The 222-nt window shown below is 58.6% G+C and carries 1 rRNA gene; it reads right to left on the reverse strand.

Going from position 1 to position 222, the window contains the following annotated elements:
* Window positions 1-222: ribosomal RNA gene (locus tag WFK81_RS30870) — 23S ribosomal RNA — on the reverse strand; the annotation flags it as partial.

Genomic DNA, 222 nt, shown 5'->3' on the forward strand with positions numbered 1-222 from the left:
TGTCTCACGACGTTCTGAACCCAGCTCGCGTACCGCTTTAATGGGCGAACAGCCCAACCCTTGGGACCTACTTCAGCCCCAGGATGCGATGAGCCGACATCGAGGTGCCCCACCTCCCCGTCGATGTGGACTCTTGGGGGAGATAAGCCTGTTATCCCCAGGGTAGCTTTTATCCGTTGAGCGATGGCCCTTCCATTCGGTACCACCGGATCACTAAGCCCG

The organism is Paenibacillus sp. MMO-177 (assembly GCF_037147795.1).
Taxonomy (GTDB): Bacteria; Bacillota; Bacilli; order Paenibacillales; family Paenibacillaceae; genus Pristimantibacillus.